Source organism: Streptomyces sp. NPDC054813, from assembly GCF_053611365.1.
In genome coordinates this window covers 81,564-100,352 of sequence record NZ_JBSHAF010000016.1, presented here as the reverse complement: position 1 = coordinate 100,352, position 18,789 = coordinate 81,564, and the positions used below count along the sequence as shown (strand labels likewise).

The 18,789-nt window shown below is 71.3% G+C and carries 14 protein-coding genes and 1 pseudogene; 9 read left to right on the top strand and 6 right to left on the bottom strand.

The window, feature by feature from the left end; all coding sequences use genetic code 11:
• Positions 1-121 precede the first annotated feature (121 nt).
• From ACWGJB_RS29635 to ACWGJB_RS29620, 4 genes and pseudogenes are all read left to right on the top strand, one after another.
• Entirely contained in the window at positions 122-1,288 is a 1,167-nt protein-coding gene (locus ACWGJB_RS29635) for a Gfo/Idh/MocA family protein (RefSeq protein WP_453383128.1), read from the top strand.
• Entirely contained in the window at positions 1,285-2,214 is a 930-nt protein-coding gene (locus tag ACWGJB_RS29630) for a DUF6807 domain-containing protein (protein ID WP_453383127.1), read from the top strand. The genes ACWGJB_RS29635 and ACWGJB_RS29630 overlap by 4 nt, the downstream gene beginning before the upstream one ends.
• A 38-nt stretch (positions 2,215-2,252) precedes the next feature.
• Positions 2,253-2,399 (top strand): annotated as a pseudogene (locus ACWGJB_RS29625) (cupin); the annotation flags it as partial.
• A gap of 174 nt (positions 2,400-2,573) precedes the next feature.
• Entirely contained in the window at positions 2,574-3,746 is a 1,173-nt protein-coding gene (locus ACWGJB_RS29620; protein ID WP_453383126.1) for a thiolase family protein, read from the top strand.
• 149 nt (positions 3,747-3,895) lie between these two features.
• Here the strand turns inward: ACWGJB_RS29620 and ACWGJB_RS29615 are convergent, their stop codons facing one another.
• On the bottom strand, positions 3,896-4,657 hold the full coding sequence (locus ACWGJB_RS29615) for a TVP38/TMEM64 family protein (RefSeq protein ID WP_453383125.1): 762 nt from the start codon (positions 4,655-4,657) through the stop codon (positions 3,896-3,898).
• 333 nt (positions 4,658-4,990) lie between these two features.
• On the opposite strand from ACWGJB_RS29615, the gene tuf reads away from it, so the two are divergent.
• Together tuf and ACWGJB_RS29605 are read left to right on the top strand one after the other, a co-directional pair.
• Positions 4,991-6,169: an elongation factor Tu gene (gene tuf / locus ACWGJB_RS29610; protein WP_453383124.1), complete on the top strand. Its 1,179-nt coding sequence runs from the start codon at positions 4,991-4,993 to the stop codon at positions 6,167-6,169.
• 151 nt (positions 6,170-6,320) lie between these two features.
• Complete coding sequence (locus ACWGJB_RS29605) at positions 6,321-7,166, top strand: spermidine synthase (RefSeq protein ID WP_453383123.1); 846 nt, start codon at positions 6,321-6,323, stop codon at positions 7,164-7,166.
• On the opposite strand, the gene ACWGJB_RS29600 is transcribed toward ACWGJB_RS29605, so the two are convergent.
• Together ACWGJB_RS29600 and ACWGJB_RS29595 are read right to left on the bottom strand one after the other, a co-directional pair.
• A complete protein-coding gene (locus ACWGJB_RS29600) occupies positions 7,128-8,438 on the bottom strand; it encodes an MFS transporter (protein WP_453383122.1) in 1,311 nt (436 codons plus the stop codon). The genes ACWGJB_RS29605 and ACWGJB_RS29600 overlap by 39 nt on opposite strands.
• A 69-nt stretch (positions 8,439-8,507) precedes the next feature.
• Positions 8,508-9,518: a hypothetical protein gene (locus tag ACWGJB_RS29595; RefSeq protein WP_453383121.1), complete on the bottom strand. Its 1,011-nt coding sequence runs from the start codon at positions 9,516-9,518 to the stop codon at positions 8,508-8,510.
• 155 nt (positions 9,519-9,673) lie between these two features.
• On the opposite strand from ACWGJB_RS29595, the gene ACWGJB_RS29590 reads away from it, so the two are divergent.
• The gene (locus ACWGJB_RS29590; protein WP_453383228.1) at positions 9,674-10,111 is read left to right on the top strand and encodes a DUF4442 domain-containing protein; all 438 of its coding nucleotides are present in this window, start codon (positions 9,674-9,676) and stop codon (positions 10,109-10,111) included.
• A 69-nt stretch (positions 10,112-10,180) separates the two neighbouring features.
• Here the strand turns inward: ACWGJB_RS29590 and ACWGJB_RS29585 are convergent, their stop codons facing one another.
• The 3 genes from ACWGJB_RS29585 to galU all read right to left on the bottom strand — a co-directional run bounded on the left by ACWGJB_RS29585 (position 10,181) and on the right by galU (position 13,453).
• Positions 10,181-11,011 carry an alpha/beta fold hydrolase gene (locus tag ACWGJB_RS29585; protein ID WP_453383120.1) on the bottom strand — a complete coding sequence of 277 codons (831 nt, stop codon included), beginning with the start codon at positions 11,009-11,011 and terminating at the stop codon, positions 10,181-10,183.
• Positions 11,012-11,145: 134 nt separating this feature from the next.
• A complete protein-coding gene (locus ACWGJB_RS29580; RefSeq protein ID WP_453383119.1) occupies positions 11,146-11,994 on the bottom strand; it encodes an alpha/beta hydrolase in 849 nt (282 codons plus the stop codon).
• 508 nt (positions 11,995-12,502) lie between these two features.
• Positions 12,503-13,453 (bottom strand): UTP--glucose-1-phosphate uridylyltransferase GalU, encoded by a 951-nt coding sequence (galU, locus tag ACWGJB_RS29575; RefSeq protein ID WP_453383118.1) that lies wholly within the window; start codon positions 13,451-13,453, stop codon positions 12,503-12,505.
• A 415-nt stretch (positions 13,454-13,868) separates the two neighbouring features.
• Here galU and ACWGJB_RS29570 point away from each other — a divergent pair, with 415 nt between their 5' ends.
• Both ACWGJB_RS29570 and ACWGJB_RS29565 read left to right on the top strand, forming a co-directional pair.
• Positions 13,869-15,686 (top strand): ricin-type beta-trefoil lectin domain protein, encoded by a 1,818-nt coding sequence (locus ACWGJB_RS29570; RefSeq protein WP_453383117.1) that lies wholly within the window; start codon positions 13,869-13,871, stop codon positions 15,684-15,686.
• Positions 15,687-15,984: 298 nt separating this feature from the next.
• A complete protein-coding gene (locus ACWGJB_RS29565) occupies positions 15,985-18,456 on the top strand; it encodes a beta-glucosidase (RefSeq protein WP_453383116.1) in 2,472 nt (823 codons plus the stop codon).
• Positions 18,457-18,789 lie beyond the last annotated feature (333 nt).

The window sequence follows — 18,789 nt, the reverse complement described above, 5'->3', positions numbered from 1 at the left end:
CGCTTACGTTTCCCCAGGAGAAAGCGCTTGCTCCCGCACATCGGGGTGCGTGTGCGGCGCACGTCGGGCGGCGGTTCGCGCCCATCGTCGGTCCCCGCCCCGAGGAGTGCTGATCACGTCCATGCCCCGCACGCCCCTTGACTCCCTTCCCGGAGCCCCCTTCGCCGGTCGCCGCATCCGGGCAGCCGTCATCGGCGCCGGCGCCATCGGGCGCGGCTCCCATCTGCCCGCGCTCGCCCAGCTGGCCGCGGAGGGTGAGACCGAGGTCGTCGCCGCCGTTGACATCGATGCCACGGCCGTAGAGGCGTTCCGCGCCGAGGCCGGTATCCCGCACGCCTACACCGACCTGGACCGGATGCTCGCCGAGCAGCGGCCCGACCTGGTCACCATCGGCACCCCGCCGACCCTGCACCGGGACCAGACGGTGGCCGCGCTGCGGGCCGGCGCCTGGGTGTGGTGCGAGAAGCCGCCGGTGCCGTCGCTCGCCGACTTCGACGCGGTCGAGGCCGAGGAGGGCACCGACGGCGGGCCGTACGCCTCGATCGTCTTCCAGCACCGGTTCGGCTCCGCCTCCACCCATGTGCGCAGGCTGCTGTCCCAGGGGGCGCTGGGCCGCCCGCTGGTCGCCCACTGCCAGACCACCTGGTACCGGGACACCGCTTACTACGCCGTGCCCTGGCGCGGCCGCTGGGCGACCGAGGGCGGCGGCCCGGCGATGGGCCACGGCATCCACCAGATGGACCTCCTTCTCGACCTGCTCGGGCCGTGGCGCGCGGTGCGGGGCATGGCCGCCCGGCTCGTGCACGACGTGGAGACCGAGGACGTCTCCACCGCCCTGGTCCGGTTCGGGAACGGCGCCCTGGCGACCGTCGTGAACAGCGTGCTCAGTCCCGACGAGGTCAGCCGTATCCGCATCGACTGCGAGCGCGCCACCGTCGAACTGACCCACCTCTACGGCCACTCCAACGCGAACTGGCGCATCACCCCGGCCCCGGGCGTCCCCGACGACGAGGCGGCGGCCTGGCAGGACTTCGGCCCGGACGTGCCCAGCTCGCACCTGGCCCAGCTGCGCGAGCTGATCGCCGGCATGCGCGCGGGGGAGCGGCCGCGCAGCAGCGGCGCCGACGGGCGCACCAGCCTGGAGCTGATCACCGCGCTGTACAAGTCGGCGTTCACCGACACCACCGTGCGTGCGGGCGAGATCGGTCCCGGTGATCCTTATTACACGGCCCTGCACGGAGGCGCTCCGGGCTGGGCGCCGGTCGAGCGTGAGGAGGTGTCCGCGTGAGCGGCGAACTGCGGATCACGCACACCCACGGCGACCGGATCTCCGTGACCGAGCCGGTCACCGGGGTGCAGCTCTTCGCGTACGTCTACCGGAGCGAGGCGGCCTGGGAGGCACCCAAGCCCTATCTGCACCCGATCCGCACCCTCGCCGGGGACGTCGTCACCGACTACCGGCCCAACGACCACCGCTGGCACAAGGGCCTCTCCCTGACCGCCTCGCACCTGTCCGGCGCGAACCTGTGGGGCGGCAACTCCTATGTCCACGGCGAGGGTTACCTCGTCCTGCCGGAGCGTGTCGGCTCGATGCGGCACGCCGGCTTCGACGAACTGTCCGCTGTGGACGGCCGGCTGGTCGTCGCGGAGCGGCTGACCTGGCATCCGTACGACGGGACGCTGTGGGCGCGGGAGAAGCGGCGCCTCGAGGTCAATGACGTCGACCCCGAATCCGGTGCCTGGGCGCTGACCTGGTCCAGTGCCGTCACCAACGTCCGGGACGAGCCGCTCCGGTTCGGCAGCCCGACCACCGCGGGACGCGAACAGGCGGGCTACTCCGGCTTGTTCTGGCGCGGCCCGCGCGCCTTCCGGGACGGCCGGATCATCGGTCCCGAGGGCGAAGGCCCGGAGCTGATGGGCTCCCAGTCGTCCTGGCTGGCTCTGTCCGGCGAGCACGACGGCGCCGACGGCCACGCCACCGTCGTCTTCGAACACGCCCCGGAGAACGACCACTCGGGCGCGGGCGGCACCCACCCGGCGCACTGGTTCGTGCGCAACGACCCGTTCGCCGGCATCGCCCCCTCCTGGGCCTTCCACGACGAACTCGAACTGGCCCCGGGGGACACCCTCCGGCGCCGCTACCGGGTCGTGATCGCGAACGGCGCCTGGGAACGAGCGGACATCGCCAAGTACCTGGAGGCGCATCCGTGGTGAGCCGCGGCGAGTCCGGGTTCGCGGGGCTGCCGGGCAGGGGCGCGGCCACGGGGGAGCAGCTCGACCGCCTCGAACGGGGCGATGCCCGCCACCTCGCCGACGCCGTCGTACAGGCCGGGCAGCCCTGTGAGTGGGGCCGGTACGGGATGTGCGGGCGGCAGGACGTGTACCGGCAGGGGCGGTAGCGCCGCAGAACCGCAGGAGGCGGACGGTCAGGCGACCGTCCGCCTCGAAGTCGTGCGCGGGCGCGGTCCGGGGCGCCGATCCCGGGGAAGGTTGGATTTTCCTACTCACGGAGTTATGGTGAGTTTGGATTTCCTACTCACCGGTAATCGAGACTTTCGATCGAGGTCCCCGTGATGCGTGACGCAGTCATCGTCGAAGCCGTACGTACCCCCGTCGGGAAGGGCAAGCCGAACGGGTCCCTGGCCCACGTCCACCCCGTCGAGCTCCTCGCCCACACCCTGCGCACCCTCGTCGAGCGCTCCGGCGTCGACCCGGCCCTCGTCGACGACGTGATCGGCGGCACCGTCGACCAGGTCGGTGAGCAGGCCATGAACACCACCCGGTACGCCGTGCTCTCGGCGGGCTTCCCGGAGACCGTCCCCGCGACCACCGTCGACCGCCAGTGCGGCTCCTCCCAGCAGGCCGTGCACTTCGCGGCGCAGGGGGTCATGTCGGGGGCCTACGACATCGTCGTGGCCTGCGGCGTCGAGTCGATGAGCCGGGTGCCGATGTGGTCCAACGTGCCGCCCGGCAAGGACCCCTTCGGCCCCGGAGTCGCCGCCCGCTACCCGGAGGGTCTGGTCCCGCAGGGCATCAGCGCCGAACTGATCGCGGCGAAGTGGTCGATCAGCCGGGCGGAGATGGACGCGTTCGCCGTCTCCTCGCACCAGAAGGCCGCGGCCGCCTGGGAGGCGGGGCTGTTCGACGCCGAGGTGGCGGGGCTGGAGGGGGTCGGCCGGGACGAGTCGGTGCGGCCCGGCACCACCGCCGAGATCCTCGCCGGGCTCAAGCCCGCCTACTACGACCCCGGGTTCGCCGAGCGCTTCCCGCAGATCGACTGGAGCGTCACGGCGGGCAACGCCAGCCCGATCAACGACGGCGCCTCCGCTGTGCTGATCATGGCCGGCGAGACCGCCGAGCGGCTCGGGCTGCGGCCGCTGGCCCGCCTGCACGCCTTCGCCGTGACCGGCTCCGACCCGTTGCTGATGCTGACCGGCGTGATCCCGGCCACCGAGAAGGTGCTGCGCAGGGCCGGGCTGGAGCTCGGCGACATCGACCTCTTCGAGGTCAACGAGGCGTTCTCCAGCGTGGTGCTGGCCTGGCGTCAGGAGACCGGGGCGGATCTGGCCAAGGTCAACGTGCGCGGTGGGGCCATCGCGCTGGGGCATCCGCTGGGGGCGAGCGGGACCCGGCTGACCACGACGCTGGTGCATGCCATGCGGGAGCGCGGCGCTCGCTACGGCTTGCAGACCATGTGCGAGGCGGGCGGGTTGGCGAACGCGATGATTCTGGAAGCGGTGCGGTAGGGGCCGGGCGCCCAGTGGGGTGCCGCTCGGTGCCGTTGTGCGTCTGCGGCGGCGTCTGGGCTGGTCGCGCCCCGCGGCGGAGCCGCACATTGATGCAGCCCCGCGCCCCTTTGGGGCGCCGGAGCTGCGGGGCGTCGGAAATGTGATGCCTATTTCGCGCGCAGGTGGTGGCGCTTTCGCCAGGCCACCACCGCGCCCGCCACCGCCGGGACCACGATCGCCGCCACCGAGATCAGGAAGACCGGGGACGTCGGTGTCGAGGCCCGGGCGCCGGCCACCACGTACGCGGCGACATTCGGGATCGAGCCCAGCCCCGTCGCCAGCAGGAACGGCGCGTAGCGCATACGGGAGACGGACGCCGCGTAGTTCGCGGCCCAGAACGGGACGCCGGGGAACAGCCGTACCGCCAGCATCGAGCGGAAGCCGTGCTTGCTGAACTGGTTGTCCGCCGCCTTCAGCAGCCGGCCGCGCAGCAGCGGGCGCAGCGCGTCCTGGCCGAGCATCCGGCCGAGCGCGAAGGAGATCCAGGCCCCGAGCAGGGTGCCCGCCATGGCCGCGCCCATGCCCAGTGCCGAGCCGAACAGCGCGCCGGCCGCCAGGTTCAGGAACGGCCGCGGCACGAACGCCACCGTGATCAGGCCGTACGCCACAGCGAAGATCACCACCGCGGTGGTGCCCTCGACCTGGGGCGGCCAGCCCTGCGTCATCAGTTTCTGCGGCTCGAAGAGCAGCACCGACGACGCGGCCGCCGCCAGCAGGGCGACGAGCAGGGACAGCCGGGACCACGGCGACAGCAGCACTCTTGTGCAGCGCGCGGTGAAGCTCACCGGACCGGACACGGCAATCGTCAGCTCCTCGGCGGCGGCCGGGGGAACGGCCGTGGCGGTGCCAGAGCGGTTGGCATCGAGCATTCGGTGACAGTAGCCGAAGCGGATGTGTGATCGCCGTATGGTTCCTGTCCATTGGGCGAAGCCGGCGCCACGGAAAACCGTTCGACGTGCGGTGACGGATCGGCAATGATCTGCGTCATGTTCCGGTACGCCTTCCTCCTCGCAGCATCCGCAGCCGCGGATGCGCCGAAGGCTGCCGTGCCCGTTCTCCCGGCCGCTGTCGACGGCGCCCGAAGCTGACCCTCCCCGGATCGTCCGGCGGACCCCGTAGGGGGAGGGTCGGCGGTTCTCCGGGGTCCCCGCGTCTCGCGCTGACGAGACGCTTCACCGCAGTTCAGGCTTCGAGGTAGAACCATGCCCAAGACGGCATACGTCCGCACCAAACCGCATCTGAACATCGGCACGATGGGCCACGTCGACCACGGCAAGACCACCCTGACCGCCGCCATCACCAAGGTCCTCGCCGAGCGCGGCACGGGCAGCACCACCCAATACGTTTCGTTCGACCGCATCGACCGGGCCCCGGAGGAGGCCGCCCGCGGCATCACCATCAACATCGCGCACGTCGAGTACGAGACCGACACCCGGCATTACGCCCACGTGGACATGCCGGGCCATGCCGACTACGTCAAGAACATGGTCACCGGGGCCGCCCAGCTGGACGGCGCGATCCTCGTGGTCTCCGCGCTCGACGGGATCATGCCGCAGACCGCCGAACACGTCCTGCTCGCCCGGCAGGTGGGCGTCGACCACATCGTGGTCGCGCTCAACAAGGCCGAGGCGGGCGACGAGGAACTCACCGACCTCGTGGAGCTGGAGGTCCGTGAACTCCTCACCGCGCAGGGGTACGGCGGCGACGCGGTGCCCGTCGTACGGGTCTCCGGGCTCAAGGCCCTGGAGGGGGACCCGCGATGGACGGCGTCGATCGAGGCGCTGCTCGACGCGGTGGACACGTACGTGCCGATGCCGGAGCGGTATCTGGACGCGCCGTTCCTGCTGCCGGTGGAGAACGTGCTCACCATCACCGGGCGCGGGACCGTCGTGACCGGTGCCGTGGAGCGGGGGACCGTGCGGGTCGGCGACCGGATCGAGGTGCTCGGCGCGGACGTCGAGACCGTCGTCACCGGCCTGGAGACCTTCGGGAAGCCGATGGACGAGGCGCAGGCCGGGGACAACGTGGCGCTGCTGTTGCGCGGGGTGCCGCGGGACGCGGTGCGGCGCGGGCACGTGGTGGCGGCGCCGGGGAGCGTGGTGCCGGCGCGGCGGTTCTCGGCGCGGGTGTACGTGCTGTCGGGGCGGGAAGGGGGTCGTACGACCCCTGTCTCGACGGGGTACCGCCCGCAGTTCTACATCCGTACGGCGGATGTGGTCGGGGACGTCGACCTCGGTGAGGTGGCGGTCGCCCGGCCCGGGGACACGGTGGAGATGACCGTGGAGCTGGGGCGGGAGGTACCGCTGGAGGCGGGGCTGGGGTTCGCCATTCGTGAGGGTGGCAGGACCGTGGGGGCGGGGACGGTGACCTCGGTGGAGTGAGGTCGCGGCTGTCCGACGGCCACTGCGGCGCCCGTAAGGGGCGCGGGGCTGTGTCCCTATGCGGCTCCGCCGCGTGGGCGCGACAGGCCCCCACCGGCCCGCAGTCCCCCACCGAGCGTCACGCTTCTTGCACAGGCGCGACAATGGTGCCGTGAACGAAGCCATACCCGTCGTCCGGGTCACCGATCACGGCACCGCCAAGCTCATGCCCGACGTCGACCGGGAGCGGGCCTGGCTGCTGACGGTCGACGGGGCGCCCCAGTCGTACGTCGATCTCGACGCGCCGACGCATCTGGAGTTCGAGTACGCCCGGCGGCTCGGGTACGTGCTGGACGCGGTGGCGGAGACCGGGGCGCCCCTGGACGTGCTGCATCTCGGCGGGGGCGCCCTCACCCTGCCCCGGTACGTGGCGGCGACCCGGCCGGGGTCCCGGCAGGACGTCGTGGACGCCGACCGGGGGCTGCTGGACCTGGTCACCGAACATCTGCCGCTGTCGGACCGCACTGGGATCGCCCTGCACGCCGCCGACGCACGCGGCTGGCTGGAGGGCGCTCGCGGCGACTCGGCCGACGTGCTCATCGCCGACGTCTTCGGGGGGTCCCGGATCCCCGCGCATCTGACCTCGCTGGGCTATGCGCGGGAGGCCGAGCGGGTACTACGGGACGACGGGGTCTACCTGGCCAACCTCGCGGACTCCGCGCCCTTCGACTTCCTGCGCTCCCAACTTGCCACGTTCGCGGCCGTGTTCGAGGAGCTGGCGGTCATCGCCGAGCCGGGGGTGCTGCGCGGGCGGCGGTTCGGGAACGCGGTGCTCATCGCCTCGCACCGGCCCGTCGACACCGCCGTGCTGGCCCGGCGCACGGCCGCCGACGCCTTTCCCGCGCGGGTCGAACACGGGCCCGCGCTGCGGCGGTTCACCGGCGGTGCCGGACCGGTCGGCGACGCGGACGCGGTGCCCTCACCCGAGCCCCCCGGCGGAACGTTCGGCATCGGGTGAGGCCGGCGTCGACCGGATGTTGACCGGGACCGTGCGGCGGGTGAGGTTGCGGACGTCCGGCACCAGCAGGACCGCGGCGGTGACGGCGACGACCAGGCCCGCGCAGCCCCACAGCGCCGGACTCCGGCCGAAAGCGTCCTCCGCCGGGCCCGCCAGCGCGGTTGCCAGCGGCAACAGGGAGACGGAGCCGAACCAGTCGTACGCCGAGACCCGGGAGAGCTTGTCCTCGGGTATCTCCTGGTGCAGCACCGTCATCCAGGAGACGCCGAAGACCTCGACCATGGTCCCGGAGACGAACATCACCACGTAGAGGATCCCCACCGGGACGGGCACCGCCAGCGCCGCCGAGGGCAGGGCCAGCGGGAAGATGCAGAGGGTGCCGACGAACAGCAGCCGGCGGGGTTTCCAGCGGGTCATCAGCAGGGCGCCGGCCACCGTGCCCGCGCCGAAGGCGCCCAGCGCCAGGCCCCACGGGCCCGGTCCGCCCAGGCTGTCGCGGGCGACGAGCGGGCCGTAGACGGCGTCGGCGGCGCCCACCACCGCGTTCGCGATCGAGAACTGGACGACGATGCCCCACAGCCAGGGGCGCCCTTTGACCTCCTGCCAGCCCTCCCTGAGGTCGGCCAGCAGCCCCTCGCCGGGGGCGCGCGGCGGGATATGGCTGACGTCGAGGAACGAGCGGAGCGCCCCGGCGACCGCGAACGCGGCCGCGTCCACCGCCAGCACCCAGCCCGGGCCCACCGCCGCCACCAGGGCACCGCCGAGCGCTGCGCCGCCCAGGGCCGCGCCCTGCATCGCGATCCGGAACACGGCGAAGGCGCGGCCCGCCTGCTCCCCGCTCACCGAGGACATCAGCATTCCCTCGGCCGCCGGGCTGAAGAACGCCTGGCCGGTACCGCCCAGCGCCGTGAGCAGCATCATCTGCCACAGCCGGGGGTCACCCGCGATCACCAGGACGGCGAAGGTGCCCTGGGAGAGGAAGTTGAGGGCGTTGGCCGCGACCATCACCCGGTGGCGGGGGAACCGGTCCGCCACCGCGCCGCCGATGAGCAGGAACAGCACCAGCGGAAGGGTCCGGGCGGCGGCCACCAGACCGACGTCCCCGCCGTCGCCACCCGCGTCCAGCACCGCGAACGCGGCGGCGATCAGCGAGCCGTTGGCGCCCAGGCTCGTCACGACCGCCGCCGCGGTCAGCAGACTGTAGTTGCGGCCCGCCCTGCCGGGTCTGCGCAGGCGGGCGGGGGTGCCGGGGGCGTCGGAGGTGGAGGTCACCGCCTGACTATCCCTGCCGGGGGTCCGGCTCGCCAAACCGTTCGGTGGGCTTCCGGCCCCCTGATCAGGTCAGCTCGCGGTCGGGGTGCCGTGCAGCCGTACCGTGCTGAGGATCTTCATGATCGTCGCCGTGGGGACCTCGCCCTTGACGCCCTGGGCGCCGTAGAAGTCCCAGGACACCAGGTCGCCGGCCGAGTTCTCGAAGCCGAACGTGATCGCCTTGCCGTCGCTCACGCACTTGCCCTTCTGCGGGGTGTTCGCCGAACGCGCCCACGCGTAGGCGCCCTTGAGACCGGAGGCGGTGGTGTAAACGGTGGCCTTCTTGTCGTAGCTGATGGTCTTCTTGTCCGGCTGCGTGTAGCCGCCGTACACCCACCAGGGGACCTCGCGGACGGCCGCGTCACCGCCGCTCTTCGCGCCGCTCTCGCCCTTGGTGCCGACGCCCGCGAGGGAGGTGTCCTCGGTCCTGCCGTCCTTGTCGTCGTCGCTGGTGCACCACTTCGACTTGTACTGGGCGGCCGCCGACATGGTGATGATCGGCTTGCCGTCCTTGTCCTCGAAGCCGATGGACGTACCGGGGGTCAGCACCTCCCAGTCGGCCGGCACGTCGAAGGCCGTGCCCCACTTGGGGTTCACGACGGTCTTCCAGCCCGCGACCGTCGGTTTCTCGGTCTCGTTACCGCGCGGGTCGTCCTCCGTCGAGGCGGACGCGGAGACTGTCGGCGACGGTGTCGGCGACTGGGACGCCCGCCCGTCCTTCCCGTTGTCCGCCTTGTCGTCCTTCTTGCCGCCGAGCACCAGGAACCCGGTCACCCCGGCCGCCACCACGACGGCCGTGGCCGCGATGATCGCGACCAGTTTCGTCCGGTTGCCCCCGCCCCCGCCTCCGCCCTGCGGTGCCTGCGGCCCGCCGGCCGGTCCCGGCGGACCCCACTGCGGCTGCTGCCCGTACCCGCCCGGCGGCGGATACTGCTGGTATCCGGGCTGCTGGTACGGATTCGGCTGCTGGTAACCCGGTTGCTGATACGGGTTGTTCTGCGGGTACTGCTCGCCCCCTGGCGGCTGCTGTTCTGGCCACATGGCTCGTAACCCTAGTGCCGCCCGGGACGTCGTACATCCCTGGCACCGGCGAACGCCACGCCGGCAGGTCGCCGCCAGATGACGACGATCTGCGCAGCGGCACTGTTCAGACTCTGCTACCCATGAGTAACATGACCGTCATGAGCACAGACCAGATGTCGATCGGCGAGATGCTCGCCGCCACGGTCCCGATGGTGCGGACCCTCAACCTGGAGTACCTGGAGACCACTCCGGAGCGGGCCGTGCTGTCCCTTCCGGACCAGGGCGACTTCCACAACCACATCGGCGGGCCGCACGCGGGTGCGATGTTCACCCTCGCCGAGTCGGCGAGCGGCGCGATCGTCCTCGCCGCCTTCGGCGACCAGCTCTCCCGGGCCGTGCCGCTCGCCGTCAGCGCCGAGATCGCCTACAAGAAGGTGGCTCTCGGACCGGTCAGGGCGACCGCGACCCTGGGCCGCCCGATCGCCGACGTCGTCGCCGAACTCGACGAGGGCAAGCGTCCCGAGTTCCCGGTCGCCGTCGCCATCCAGCGCGAGGACGGCGCGGTCACCGGCGAGATGACCGTTGTCTGGACACTGCGCCCCAACGGCTGAGCGATCGCGGACGCTCGCGTCCGCGGAGACTGGGGCGGACCGGGCAGGCCGTCCGGCTGCCGCGGCCGGCTATTCCTCGATGAAGGCGAGGATGTCGGGGTTGAGGACGTCCGGGTGCGTCGACAACATGCCGTGCGGGTAGCCGTCGTAGCTCTTGAGCCGGCCGTTCTTGAGCAGCTCGGCGGACTTCGGGCCGGCGTCGGCGTACGGCACGACCTGGTCGCCCGTGCCGTGCAACACGAGCACCGGGACCTCGATCTTCTGGAGGTCCTCGGTGAAGTCGGTCTCGGAGAAGGCCTTGATGCACTCGTAGTGCGCGTTGGCGGCGCCTGTCATGCCCTGGAGCCACCAACGGTCGATCAGGGCCTGCGACTTCTCGACCCCGGGCTGGTCGAAGTTGTAGAACGGCCCCGACGGCACGTCGATGTAGAACTGGGCGCGGTTGGCGGCCAGCGCGGCGCGGAATCCGTCGAACACCTCGATGGGCAGGCCTTCCGGGTTGCTCTCTTTCTTGATCATGACTGGCGGTACGGCCGCGACGAGGACGGCCTTGGAGACCCGCCCCGGCTTGGCCAGCGCGACATAGCGGGCGACCTCGCCGCCGCCGGTGGAGTGACCGATGTGCACCGCGTCCTTCAGGTCGAGGGCGTCGGTCAGTGCGACGACGTCGGCCGCGTAGGTGTCCATGTCGTGACCGGTGGCGGTCTGGCTCGAACGGCCGTGACCGCGTCGGTCATGGGCGATGACGCGGTACCCCTTGGACAGGAAGTACAGCAACTGGTTGTCCCAGTCGTCGGCGCTCAGCGGCCATCCGTGGTGGAAGACGATGGGCTTGCCGTCGCGGGGGCCCCAGTCCTTGTAGAAGATGATCGTGCCGTCGGATGTGGTGACCGTGCTCATTGCTCATCCTTACGTGAGGCCGGCCGGACCGGCCGGATCGAAGGGATCGGCCGGACCGGACGGTCCTGGGCAGGCGCGGATCCCGCGGCCGAGAGGCGTGCGCCGGTTTCGGGATGCGTCGGTCGGCCGCCGCCTCATCGCAGGGACGAGGCTGCCGACTGGATCACTTTCGTCACGGCTGCCGGGTCCGACACGAGCGTGAGGTGCGAACCGCCCTTGTAGATGGTCACGTTGGACTTCGCGCGGCGCGCCATCATCTTCTCCGAGCTGGGCGTGATGATCTGGTCGCCGGTGCTGATGAAGTACCAGGAGGGGATCGTTTTCCACGCCGCGTACTTGGAGGCGGTGTTGAAGGCCACCGTGGTCGCGGCACGCTGGGTGGCCCACAGGTTGACCGCCTGGTCATGGGGCAAACCGTTCGCGAACTTGCTGACGAACACGTTCTCCTTGAGGTACAGCGCGGACGCCTTGGACGGTGCGTTCGGGTACGGCACGGCGTCGTACAGATCGGCCGGCTTCCCCTTGGTCAGGACCGACGTCGGGCCGCTGAGCTGCGCCGTGGTCTCCCCGACCGCCGGTACGGCGGCGTCGACGTAGACGAGTGCCTTGACGTTGGCGACTCCCTGGGCGGCGTTGGTGATCACCGAGCCGCCGTAGGAGTGCCCCACCAGGACGATCGGGCCCTTGATGCTCTTGAGGAAGTACTGGACCGTCTGCGCGTCGGTCGTCAGGTTCTCCAGCGGGTTGCCGATGGCCCGCACCGTGTAGCCCGCGCGGCGCAGGAGAGTGACCTCGCCGTTCCAGCTCGACGTGTCCGCCCACGCGCCGTGCACGAGGACGATCGTGGGTTTCGTCTGTTTTTCGGCCGTGGGGCCGGTGTGCGCCGCACCGCTCGGTGGGGCCGCGGCAGCCATGCTCGTGACGGCGATCGTGACTGCCGTCAGAGTCATCGGGAGATTCCGCCGCCATGCGGTGGACGCCATCGGAAGCCTCCTTGTTCCAGCTTCTCCGGAGGGGACGCCTCCCGGCAGACACGAGGTCCGGCACGCGGATCGGAGAGGAAGCCCGCTGCACCGAGGGACGCGCCCCTGGCTCTCCACACGACGGTAGCGCCATGCCGCCGCATCAGCACCTGGGCTCGGAACGGCCGGGCCGGAGCGTCGGAGCGCGGCCTCCACGGATCAGCTGTCCGGCGGGTCGCAGAGTCTGACCGGGTCGATGTTGGTGAGCATGGCGTCGACCGGTACGAAGCCGTCCGCGACACCGGTCGCGGCGCCCTCCTTGCCGAATACGGCCTTCACTCCGTGATTAATGGCGTTAGAGAATTACATGATCCTGGCGATTGGCGTCCGACCAATTGATCAGCGACATCCGGCTCGGCCTGGCCCGGCCTCGACGGCCGCCCTCATGACCGGACGCCGGACGCCGGACGGCTGAGCGGTTGCGCTGTGGCCCGGCGGGTGTACGGCTTCCCCCTCTCGCGTGGCTCGCTCAGGCGGCCCGGCCGGAGTGCCGTGCCGTCTCGTCGACTGCCAGGCCCGCCACGAACTCCTTCAGCCACGCCGTGAACTCGGGCCCCAGATCCGGGCGTTCGCAGGCGATCCGGACCACCGTGCGCAGATAGTCGGCCTTGTCACCGGTGTCGTAGCGCAGTCCGTCGAAGACGACCCCGTGCACCGTGCCGCCCGCGGCCAGCTCCTGCAGTGCGTCGGTCAGCTGGATCTCGCCGCCCCGGCCGGGCGCGGTCCGCTCCAGGACGCCGAACACCTCAGGGGCCAGGACATAGCGGCCGATGACCGCGTAGTTGCTGGGCGCGTTCTCCGGGGACGGCTTCTCCACCAGGCCGGTCACCCGCACCACGCCGTCCTCGCCGATGTGCTCGACGGCGGCACAGCCGTAGAGGTGGACCTGTGACGGGTCGACCTCCATCAGCGCCACCACACTGCCCTCGAAGCGGTCGCGGACCTCGAGCATCCTGCTGAGCAGGGTCTCGCGCGCATCGATCAGGTCGTCACCGAGGAGCACCGCGAACGGCTGGTCGCCCACGTGGTGCTTGGCGCACAGCACCGCGTGGCCGAGGCCGAGCGGGTCGCCCTGACGGATGTGGTGGATGTCGGCGAGCCGTGCGGGATCGCGTACGGCGTCCAGACGCACGGTGTCGCCCTTGGCGGCCAGCGCCTGCTCCAGCTCGAAGGCGTTGTCGAAGTGGTCCTCGATGGCCCGCTTGTGCCGGCCGGTGACCATGAGGATGTCGTCGAGTCCGGCCTTGGCCGCTTCCTCGACGACGTACTGGATCGCCGGCTTGTCGACGACCGGCAGCATCTCCTTCGGGGTCGCCTTGGTGGCGGGCAGGAACCGGGTGCCGAGTCCGGCGGCCGGGACGACGGCCTTGCGCACCGACCGGGGGGACGTGGGGGCGGATGAGGTGTGGGGGGCGGTCATGCGGCACATGCTGGCCCACCGGGATGAGAGCGGGCCGAGAGAAACGTGGGAGACGGCTGTGGAAGGCCGTGTTCCGCCCTCTGTGACGGCAGCCGTACCTCAGTTGAAGGTTTCGTGTGCCACCGGACCCGCGGCACACACAAGTTGGACCTGTGCGCCCGCTGAATCCGAGCCGGTCGTGGATACCGGCGGTAACTTATCTGAATTCGCCGGACTTTGAACTTGGGTCACCTCAACTTCTTGTTTCCTATGAGGCCCGTGTGCGAAGGTGAGCCTCCCCGCGGGAGGGTCCAGAGGCCGGTATGGCCGTTAGTCCGGTCCTTATGGTCTCCAAAAGGTACGCACCAATCAGGCACTGCATTCCGTCAGGGCGCCATTTCGCATGCCGTCCTGCGGCTCGGAAGGAAATGGTTCAGTGCAATCCCCCTACCCCCCACGCCCGCCTTACCCGCCGCACCCCGGTTCGACCCCAGGGGAGTCCGACCGCAATCTCATCGCCCAGCTCACCGGAACCCCTGCGGCCAGGCACCATGCCGTCGCCCTGCTGCTCACCCGGCACTGGCGCGCCACTTGTGACTACGCGGCCGTCTGCCTCGCCTCCGCCACGCCCGCCACGCAGTTGGTCGCCAGCGCAGCCTTCGAGCGGGTGCTCGGCCGGCTGGCCGGCGGCGCGGTCGGCGGCGCCCTGCGCCCGCAGCTCCTCGTGGCCGTACGGGAGACGGTCCGCGCCTGGGCCGCCGACGAAGTCATTTCCGTGGTCGTACCGGAACTGCGCAAAACCACCGGCGGTCGCGGACTCAGTGCCGCGAGACCGGGCACCCCCGAAAGACGGCAACTCGCAGAACGCGCCTTCCAGGCTCTTCCCGCGGCCTCGCAATGCCTCCTCTGGCACACCGAGGTCGAAGCCGAACCCATAAACATACCCGCGGGTCTGTTGGGTGTCGACACCCCTACCGCCACGGCCGCCCTCGACCAGGCCCGTGAACAATTCCGGGTCGGCCTGGTACGCGCCCACCGCGAACTCGCGCCTTCGAAGGAATGCCGTTTCTACAACCGACTCCTCGACGTCCCCATTCGCCGGGGCGGCTCTCTGCTCCCCGATGTGCAACAGCACCTGACGGTGTGCCGGTTCTGTCGGCACGCGGCCGAACAGCTCAGCCATTTCGACGGCGGTCTCGAGGTCCTGCTCGCCGAGACCGTGCTCGGTTGGGGCGCCCGCCGCTATCTCGACGCGCGGTCCGGCCACGGTGCTGTCGAGGCCTGGCCGACCGGTACCGAACCCGCGCCCACCGCGGTGCCCGGCGGCCGGCACCGCACGGTGTCCGAGGGTGGCCGACGCAAGGCCCTGCTGGCCGGCGCCGGCCTGGTCTCCCTCGCCCTGCTCGCCACCGTGCTGGTGGCCAAGGGCTGGTCCGACGACAACGGTGTCCCGCCCCCCGGCACCACCACCTGGGGCGCCCCCAGCACCAGCCGGCCCGGCCCGGACGGGAAACCGCCCACCGCCACCTCCCCGTCCCCGGCGTCCGCGGGCGAGCCCGTCGAGATCGCCCACGGCAGACTGCGCAGCCTCGACTCCGGACTCTGCCTGGACGTGCGCGGCGGCCGGGTGCGGGTGGGCGCCGACCTGCGGCTCGGCAAGTGCGCGGACGCCGGGTCCCAGCAGTGGGCGTACCAGGACGACGGCATGCTGCGCAGCGCACTCGACCCCAGCCTCTGCCTCGCCGCCGACCCGGGCGCGCGCAGTGTCGTGGTCGCCGGCTGCCTGGTGCACGCGGGCGAGGTGTCGTACGACCTGACGGTGCGCGGTGAGCTCCTGCTGCGCTGGGACAAGGACCTCGCGCTGGCCGTGAACGGCACGAAGGTGGTCGTGGCCCGGCGGAACGGATCGTTCCAGCAACGCTGGGAGCTGGCGTCGGGCGGCGGGGGCGAACCGGTGACGCCGGACGCCACACACTCCGCGCCACCCGGGAAGAAAGACCAGGGGTCGGAACTCCCCGCGCCCCCGCCGGATCCGGAGGCTCCGCCGCAGGCGCCCGGGAGTCCGCAGGACCCGTACAGCACACGGGTCGCGCAGGTCGGCACCCATGACGGTCCCGCCCCGGTCGTGCCGCCCGGGCCACAGGAGCAGCCCGAGCCCGTCGCAACGCTCGCCGGAACGGTCGGCGACGTCCTGGAGGCCGTACCGGCCACGGTGACGGGTGTCGTGAGCGGGGTGGGAAGCCTCCTCGGCTAGCCGGCCGGTGGCGGACCACACGCTGAAGCGGTGGATGTCCAGCGTGTGGATCGGCGGAGGGTCACGGGGTGGGGTGGCCCTCCGTTTTCGGTTCCTGTCGGCGCCGGGCCGTTTTCTGTTCGGATCGTTGACACGAGTCACCACCGGATCTACGTTTCCGAGGCGCCGATGGTGCGGTTGACGGGTCGTCAAGGTCGTGTGACGGGAGGTGCGTTCACATGCCGAACACGGGCCGGGCACCCGGGCGCGCCTGCGCGGTTCACACCGTCGTGCCCGCACACCGAAGGAGTGACGGCTCATGTCCGAAACCGTCTCCCGACGCTCCGCCCTGCGCCTGACGGCCGGCGCCATCACGGTCGCCGCCGCTGCCACCGGCGGACTCGTCCCGCTCACGTCCGCCGCGGCGGCCGGCAGACCCGAGGCCGGGGCAGGTCCCCGGGTCGAGCGGCTGATCGCCGGACTCACGCTGGACGAGAAGATCTCCCTGCTGCACGGGGCCACCGACCCCGACTCGCTCGGCCAGGCCGGCTACGTGCCCGGCGTCCCCCGGCTGGGCATCCCGCCCCTCAGGCTCGCCGACGGCCCGGCCGGCGTCCGTATCACCGCACACGCCACCGCCCTGCCCGCTCCCGTGCTGCTCGCCTCCGCCTTCGACCCCGAACTGGCCCGCCGCTACGGCCAGGTGATCGGCCGCGAGGGCCGCGCCCTCGGCCAGGACGTGCTGCTCTCCCCGATGGTCAACCTCATCCGCACCCCCTACGCGGGCCGCAACTTCGAGACCTTCAGCGAGGACCCGCTGCTCGCCTCCGACCTGGTCGCCGCCGAGATCGGCGGTATCCAGGGCGAGGGCCTGATCGCGACCGTCAAGCACTTCGCCCTCAACAACCAGGAGAAGGACCGCAACACGATCGACGTGCACGCGGGCGAACAGACCATGCATGAGATCGAGTTGCGCGGCTTCGAGGCAGCGGTGGAGGCCGGCACCGGCGCCGTCATGGGCGCCTACAACAAGGTGAACTCCACCTTCGCCTGTGAGAACAAGGCGCTTCTCACCGACATCCTGCGCGACCGGTGGGGCTTTGGCGGCTGGGTGATGACCGACTGGTTCGCCGCGCACAGCACGGTCGCCGCCATCACCGCCGGACTCGACATGGAGATGCCCGACGGGACGTACTTCGGTACGGCCCTCAAGTCGGCGGTGCGGAACGGCAGCGTGCCCGAGAAGTACGTCGACCGGGCGGTACGGCGGATCCTCTCGGTGATGGACCGCTTCGGCCTCCTCGACGGCAGCGCCCCGCCACGCCCCGGCCGCGACGCCGCGGCGGGCGCGGCGGTGGCCCGGGAGGTCGCCGAGGCGGGCGCGACCCTGCTGCGCAACGAGCGCCGCACGCTGCCCCTGGACGGCGGCGGCATCGCGGTGATCGGACCGACGGGCAGCCTGCCCTTCGTCAGCGGCGGCGGCAGCGCCCACGTCATCCCCGACCACGCCGACAGCCCCCTCGACGCCATCAGGGCCCGCGCGCACGGCACGGTCACCTACTCGCTCGGCGAGGACCTCTTCGGCAAGGCGCTGCCCGCGACCTCCCTCAGCCCCGCCTTCGACGGCGAGGGGCAGCAGGTCGCCGCCGGGAAGAGCTGGGAGTACGACGGCACGCTCACCGTGGCCGAGACCGACGAGTGGACTCTCGTCCTGCACTTCTCGTCCGCGGCCACCGCCCGCCCCACGGTCCTGCTGGACGGCGAGGACCTGTTCCCCATCGCGCCCGGATACGGCGAGTACTTCTCCGGCGGGCTGGTGGCCGTCGCCCCCGACGGCCTCGGCGTCCGCCGTGCCACGCTCCGACTCGCCAAGGGCGTGCACAAGTTGAAGATCACGGCGGTCGGAGGCGACTCCGGTCTGCTGTTCCGGCTGCGCCGGATCACCGGAGCCACCCGGGCCCAGGACGTCGCCGAGGCCGTGAGCGCGGCCCGCGCCGCACGCCATGCCGTGCTGTTCGCCTACGAGGACGCGACCGAGGGCCTCGACCGCACGACCCTCGCGCTGCCCGGCCACCAGGAGCAGCTGATCCGGGCGGTGACGGCGGCCAACCCGCGCACCACCGTCGTCCTCAACACCTCGTCGTCCACCTCGATGCCCTGGCTCGAGGACACCGGAGCCGTGCTCCAGATGTACTACCCCGGCCAGGAGGGCGCGGCCGCGACCGCCGCCGTCCTCTTCGGCGACAGCGACCCCGGCGGGCGCCTCACCCAGTCCTTCCCGGTCGACGACGACCACCACCCGGTCGCCGGGGACCCGCGCCGCTACCCCGGCGTCGACGGCATCGAGGAGTACTCGGAGGGCATCCACGTCGGCTACCGCTGGTACGACGCGCAGGGCGTGCGGCCCCTCTTCCCCTTCGGACACGGGTTGTCGTACACCTCCTTCGCCTACTCCGACGTGCACGCACGCTGGACACGCGGCGGTCTGGAGGTGACGTTCAACGTGCGCAACACCGGGCGCAGGACGGGGGTGGAGGTGCCCCAGGTGTACGTCGGACGCTCGCCCGACCTCCGACTCGACCAGGCGGTACGGGTGTTGGGCGGTTTCCGGCGGATGGTGCTGCGCGCGGGGGAGCGGCGGCGGGTCACCGTGCGGATCGCCGCGCGCACCCTGTCGTCGTGGGACGCGCGTCGCCATCGCTGGACGCTCGGCACCGGACGGCGCACCGTCTGGGTGGGCGCCTCGTCGGGCGACCTGAAGCTGCGCACCAGTGCGCGGGTGAGCGGCTGAGATCACTGAATCCGTGTCAATGGGCGGTCGGCGGGCGAAGGCTCTCCGGCCGCTTTACTTCAAGGGTTTACAAGGATTTTCCCCGTCGCGTGTTTCATGTGAAGCAATACACTTGACGACAGGTTTTTGTCAGGCTTGGGTCAGGGTTGGTGCAGGCTTCGTGCAGGTGCGGTCGCCGCAGGTTTCCGGTGTGCCACGATCGAGCCAGCGAACCGAAGTCATCCGGAATTTACAGAGCTCGGCGCGGCCGCACGGGGTGTTGCGCCGGGATGAGTGCCGGGTGAATGGCCCGGGTGCTTTGACGGTCTTGTGATGGTGTGAGGCCAGTGCTCC